The sequence below is a fragment of the Lentzea sp. NPDC006480 genome, from assembly GCF_040611995.1.
Classification (GTDB): Bacteria; Actinomycetota; Actinomycetes; order Mycobacteriales; family Pseudonocardiaceae; genus Lentzea.
Genome location: NZ_JBEXPJ010000301.1, coordinates 1 through 4,720, shown reverse-complemented (window position 1 = coordinate 4,720; position 4,720 = coordinate 1). Strand labels below are relative to the sequence as shown.

Annotated in this window: 8 protein-coding genes; 7 read left to right on the top strand and 1 reads right to left on the bottom strand. The window is 67.9% G+C overall.

Annotated elements, in window-relative coordinates; genetic code table 11:
- The first annotated feature begins 167 nt into the window (after positions 1–167).
- Together rsmD and coaD are read left to right on the top strand one after the other, a co-directional pair.
- Complete coding sequence (gene rsmD, locus ABZX92_RS45145) at positions 168–728, top strand: 16S rRNA (guanine(966)-N(2))-methyltransferase RsmD (RefSeq protein ID WP_355572232.1); 561 nt, start codon at positions 168–170, stop codon at positions 726–728.
- 53 nt (positions 729–781) lie between these two features.
- Positions 782–1,264, top strand: a complete 483-nt coding sequence (gene coaD, locus ABZX92_RS45140; protein ID WP_045310611.1) for a pantetheine-phosphate adenylyltransferase — start codon at positions 782–784, stop codon at positions 1,262–1,264.
- Here the strand turns inward: coaD and ABZX92_RS45135 are convergent.
- On the bottom strand, positions 1,261–1,701 hold the full coding sequence (locus ABZX92_RS45135; RefSeq protein ID WP_355572236.1) for a GNAT family N-acetyltransferase: 441 nt from the start codon (positions 1,699–1,701) through the stop codon (positions 1,261–1,263). The two genes, coaD and ABZX92_RS45135, sit on opposite strands and share 4 nt — an antisense overlap.
- A gap of 101 nt (positions 1,702–1,802) precedes the next feature.
- Here ABZX92_RS45135 and ABZX92_RS45130 point away from each other — a divergent pair, with 101 nt between their 5' ends.
- The 5 genes from ABZX92_RS45130 to ABZX92_RS45110 all read left to right on the top strand — a co-directional run bounded on the left by ABZX92_RS45130 (position 1,803) and on the right by ABZX92_RS45110 (position 4,542).
- The gene (locus tag ABZX92_RS45130; RefSeq protein WP_355572230.1) at positions 1,803–2,519 is read left to right on the top strand and encodes a DivIVA domain-containing protein; all 717 of its coding nucleotides are present in this window, start codon (positions 1,803–1,805) and stop codon (positions 2,517–2,519) included.
- 227 nt (positions 2,520–2,746) lie between these two features.
- The gene (locus ABZX92_RS45125) at positions 2,747–3,328 is read left to right on the top strand and encodes a YceD family protein (RefSeq protein WP_355572234.1); all 582 of its coding nucleotides are present in this window, start codon (positions 2,747–2,749) and stop codon (positions 3,326–3,328) included.
- Between the two features lie 2 nt (positions 3,329–3,330).
- Positions 3,331–3,513 (top strand): 50S ribosomal protein L32, encoded by a 183-nt coding sequence (gene rpmF, locus ABZX92_RS45120; RefSeq protein WP_030467958.1) that lies wholly within the window; start codon positions 3,331–3,333, stop codon positions 3,511–3,513.
- A gap of 16 nt (positions 3,514–3,529) precedes the next feature.
- Positions 3,530–4,333, top strand: coding sequence for a ribonuclease III (gene rnc, locus ABZX92_RS45115; RefSeq protein ID WP_355572228.1), 804 nt, complete (start codon positions 3,530–3,532; stop codon positions 4,331–4,333).
- Positions 4,334–4,341: 8 nt separating this feature from the next.
- On the top strand, positions 4,342–4,542 hold the full coding sequence (locus ABZX92_RS45110) for a hypothetical protein (protein ID WP_045310608.1): 201 nt from the start codon (positions 4,342–4,344) through the stop codon (positions 4,540–4,542).
- The last annotated feature ends 178 nt before the right edge of the window (positions 4,543–4,720 follow it).

Genomic DNA, 4,720 nt, shown 5'->3' with positions numbered 1-4,720 from the left:
CACGTGCGCGCACGTCCGTCCGTACACGAGATGGCCATCAGCCACGACGGCTTGGGCCGCGCAGGACGGGCACGCACGAGCACGGGTCGACGGCCGGCTCGCACAGGCAGGCGCCCGAGTCGCGGTGGCGGGTCATTCGCACAGGACGCACCTGGGACGATGAGCGGGTGACGCGAATTGTTGCCGGGAGTGCGGGAGGCCGCAGGCTCAAGGTGCCGCCGAAGGGGACCAGGCCCACGTCCGAGCGGGTGCGGGAGGCGCTGTTCAGCTCGCTGGAGGCGCTGATGGACCTCGACGGGGTGCGGGTCCTGGACCTGTACGCCGGGTCGGGGGCGCTCGGGTTCGAGGCGTTGAGCCGGGGGGCCGGGCACGCGACGTTCGTGGAGTCGGACAAGAGAGCCGCCGAGGTGCTCAAGGGGAACGCGCGGGAGTTGCCCTTCCGGGACGTGGTGATCGCGAACCGGAGCGCCGAGGCGTACGTGGCCGCAGAAGGGGAGCCGTTCGACGTCGTGTTCGCGGACCCGCCCTACGCGGTCACCGACGAAGAGCTGCAGAAGGTGCTATCTGGATTGGTAAACGCGGCGAGGCTCACAGCCGGGGCCGTGTTGATCGTGGAGCGAGCTTCGCGCAGTGCCGAACCAGCGTGGCCGGAGGGAGTGGAATCCTTGCGTGCCAAGCGTTATGGGGACACGGCTGTGTACTGGGGGCAGGTGCGTTCGGATGGGTGACGAGAACCACGGACACGCCTGGAGGCGTCCGATCGGGTGCTAACGTCCGGCTCATGACGCGTGCCGTGTACCCCGGCTCCTACGACCCGGTAACCAACGGTCACCTGGACATCATCGGGAGAGCCGCGCACCTCTTCGAAGAGGTTGTCGTCGCCGTGCTCATCAACAAGAACAAGCGCACCTTGTTCGACGTCGAGGAGCGGCAGGAGATGCTGCGCGAGGTCACCAAGCAGTGGGACAACGTGCGGGTCGATTCGTGGCACGGGCTGTTGGTCGACTACTGCCGTGAGAACAACATCAAGGCCATCGTGAAGGGCCTGCGCGCGGTCAGCGACTACGACTACGAGCTGCAGATGGCGCAGATGAACCACCAGCTCACGGGTGTCGACACGCTGTTCATGCAGGCCAGCCCGCAGTACTCCTACCTGGCGTCGTCGCTGGTCAAGGAGGTCGCGACGTACGGTGGCGACGTGTCGACGCTGCTGCCCGCGACCATCGAGCAGCGGCTGCAGCAGCGCCTCGCGGAACTCCGCTAGAGCGAGAGCTTCATGCCCACGTGCGACGCGGTGAAGCCGAGTCGTTCGTAGAAGCGGTGTGCGTCGACGCGTGAGGCGTCGGTGGTGAGCTGGACGAGGCCGCAGCCGCGGGTGCGGGCCTCGTCGATCGCCCAGCGGACCAGCTGTTCGCCGAGGCCGTTGCCGCGCTGGTCGGAGCGCACCCGCACGGCCTCGACGGTCGCGCGGGTCATGCCGAGGCGCGAGAGGCCGGACGTGAACGTGAGCTGCAGGGTGCCGACGACCTCACCCCGGGCATCGGCCACCGCGAGGAACTGGTGCGGATCGGCGTCGATCACTTCGAAGGCCTTGAGGTAGGCGGGGTCGCCCGGCGTTTCGCGCTGCGCGCCCAGCGGGTCGTCCGCGAGCATCGCCACGATCGGGTCGACATCGGCCGCGGTCGCTCGCCTGATCGTGATGGTCACGGCCAAATCCTGACACGCCCTGCCGATCTCCCTCTTTCGGGGAGATCGGCAGGGCACACTTGAGCGGGAGCCACAGGTGGTTAGGGGTGTGAGACGTGTACCGGGTGTTCGAGGCACTCGACGAGCTCGTCACGATCGTCGAGGAAGCGCGCGGAGTTCCGATGACCTCGGGCTGCGTGGTGCCGCGCGGTGATGTGCTCGAACTGCTCGACGACGTGCGCGACGCGATCCCCGCGGAGCTCGACGACGCGCAGGACGTGCTGGATCACAAGGACGAGCTGGTCGGCAAGGCCAAGCACGACGCGGAGGCGGGCGTGTCCAAGGCCCGTGCGGACGCCGATCGCATGCTCGCGGAGGCGCAGGCCGAGGCCGAGGCGATGCTGTCGGACGCGCGTGCCCGCGCCGAGCGGATGATCGCCGAGGCGGAAGACCAGGCGGAACGCACCGTCGCCGCCGGCCGGCAGGAGTACGACGACCTGGTCGGGCGTTCGCACGCCGAGGCCGAGCGGATGATCCAGGCTGGTCGGGCCAACTACGAGCGCGCCACCGAGGACGGCCGGGCCGAGCAGGCCAGGCTCGTCAACGAGCAGGAGGTCGTCCGGGCCGCGCACGCCGAGGCGGCGCGCCTGCTCGACGCCGCCCAGAGCGAGTCGATCCGGCTGCGGTCGGAGTGCGACGCGTACGTGGACGGCAAGCTCGCGGACTTCGAGGACCTCCTCGCGCACACGCTCAGGTCGGTCGGCAAGGGCCGTTCGCACCTGCGCGGGCCGGCCGTCGCGGGCTCAGCCGCCCCCTTCGACTACGGCGCCTGAACTTCCACCCTTTCGTGTTTTCGGACGGTACGCGGGGACCCCGCGTACCCTCCTGGAGGACGCAGGGTCCCCGCGTGCCGTCCGAAAACGGCGGGGGTGCGGCTGAACGTGTGATTCGTGCTACGTCTGGCAGGTGCGATCACCTGCCGATTTCACGCGTGAGCCGGTTGTCCCGTACCCTGGACCGGCTGGACGTGGTAGGTCCCCGCCGGCAACAACCCGAAATCATGACTGAGCATCGTCACGCGTCCACGCGTCCCACAGCATCCGGTCCCTGGGTCATCGACACCAGGGACATCGGCCGTCGCGCCGGTCTGAGCCGACCCTTCGTGAGGTCGGTCCCCGGCGAGGGTGTGGGGCTGCTCGGGGTGATCGCGGTGCCCGAGAACGGGGAAGTTGAGCTCGACCTCCTGATCGAATCGGTCGTGGAGGGCCTGCTCGTGTCGGGGACGGCGGCCGCGAAGGTCGAAGGGGAGTGCTCGAGGTGTCTCGAGCCGCTCACCGATGAGGTTGAAGTCCGGATCACGGAGCTGTACGCGTGGCCGGACAGCACCACGGACGAGACCACTGATGAAGACGAGGTCAGCCGGATCGTCAACGATCTGATCGACCTCGAGCCTGTGGTGCGGGACGCCATCGTTCTCGCGCTGCCGCAGGCGCCGCTTTGCGAGCCGGACTGCAAGGGGCTTTGCTCCGAATGCGGTGGCAGGTGGGCGGAGCTAGGGCCCGACCACGGGCATGAGACGATTGACCCTCGTTGGGCCGCGTTGCAAGAGCGGTTCAGCGATGACAACAACGAGGAGAAGTAGTCGTGGCCGTCCCGAAGCGGAAAATGTCGCGTTCGAACACCCGTGCGCGTCGTTCCCAGTGGAAGACGTCTGCCGTGCACCTGGTGGCGTGCTCCAACAAGGCTTGCCGCCAGCCGAAGCCGCAGCACGTCGCCTGCCCGGCCTGTGGTCAGTACGCTGGCCGCCAGGTCGCTCAGCCGGCCTGATCTCCTCGGTTACGTAGTGGGGGGAAAGCCGCCGCGCGCTCCGCAAGCCGACCGCGCGTCTTTGTCCGAAGCGCTCGGCGTCCAGTTGGACGCCGAGCTGCTCGGGCTTTCGCTCACCCACAGGTCGTACGCGTACGAGAACGGCGGTCTGCCGCCGAACGAGCGTCTCGAGTTCCTGGGAGACGCCGTGCTCGGGTTGGTCGTCACCGACCACCTCTACCGCACCCACCCCGATCTTCCCGAGGGTCAGCTCGCGAAGCTCCGCGCCAGCGTGGTGAACATGCACGCGCTGGCGGGCGTTGCGCGTGACCTGGGAGAAGGCGGGCTCGGTGCACACCTGTTGCTCGGTCGTGGCGAAGAACTGACCGGCGGCAGGGACAAGGCGAGCATCCTCGCCGACGGCCTCGAAGCCGTCATCGGTGCGGTGTACCTGCAGTTCGGTATCGATACCGCACGAGCGTTCGTTCACCGGCTGTTCGATCCACTCTTGGCCAAAGCTCCGCTTCTGGGTGCTGGACTGGACTGGAAGACAAGCCTGCAGGAGCTCACCGCTCAAGCCAGTCTCGGCGTCCCGGAGTACCGCGTGGACGACCAAGGGCCGGATCACCGCAAGGAGTTCACCGCCACGGTGCTCGTCGGTGGCCAGCCCTACGGCAAGGGTGATGGGCGTACCAAGAAGGAAGCCGAGCAGAAAGCCGCTGAAGCGGCCTATCATGTTCTGTCGGAGCGGGTCAAGGCCGAGCAGGAGTCGGCCAAGTCCGCAAACGGACAGAACGGCGCCTCGGTGACGCCAGGGACCCTCCCATCCGAGGAAGACTGAGATACGCAATGTATGCGACCAGGTACCGCACCAACCGCCGCACGCGCTCCGCTCGCGGCCCGGTGAACACCTCCCGCAACGGAGGCATCCAGGGACTTGTGCTGGTCAGGGACACGAGCCGCGCGGGCGTGTGGGTGCTCAAGCCCACCAAGCCGCAGGCCGCCGTGATCGAGGCGCAGCCCGTCGACGAGGGCAAGTCCGAAGCCTGACGTGCCCGAACTCCCAGAGGTCGAGGTGGTTCGCCTCGGCCTTGAAGCTCAGCGCGTCGGCCTCGTTCGGCGTGCTGTTCGGTTCCGTCGACTTGATCAAGCGGCTCACCGAGTTGCAGGACGCTGATGGCCGGTTCCGCGACAAGGGGGATCCCGAGTGGGACGGGAGCAACGCGTT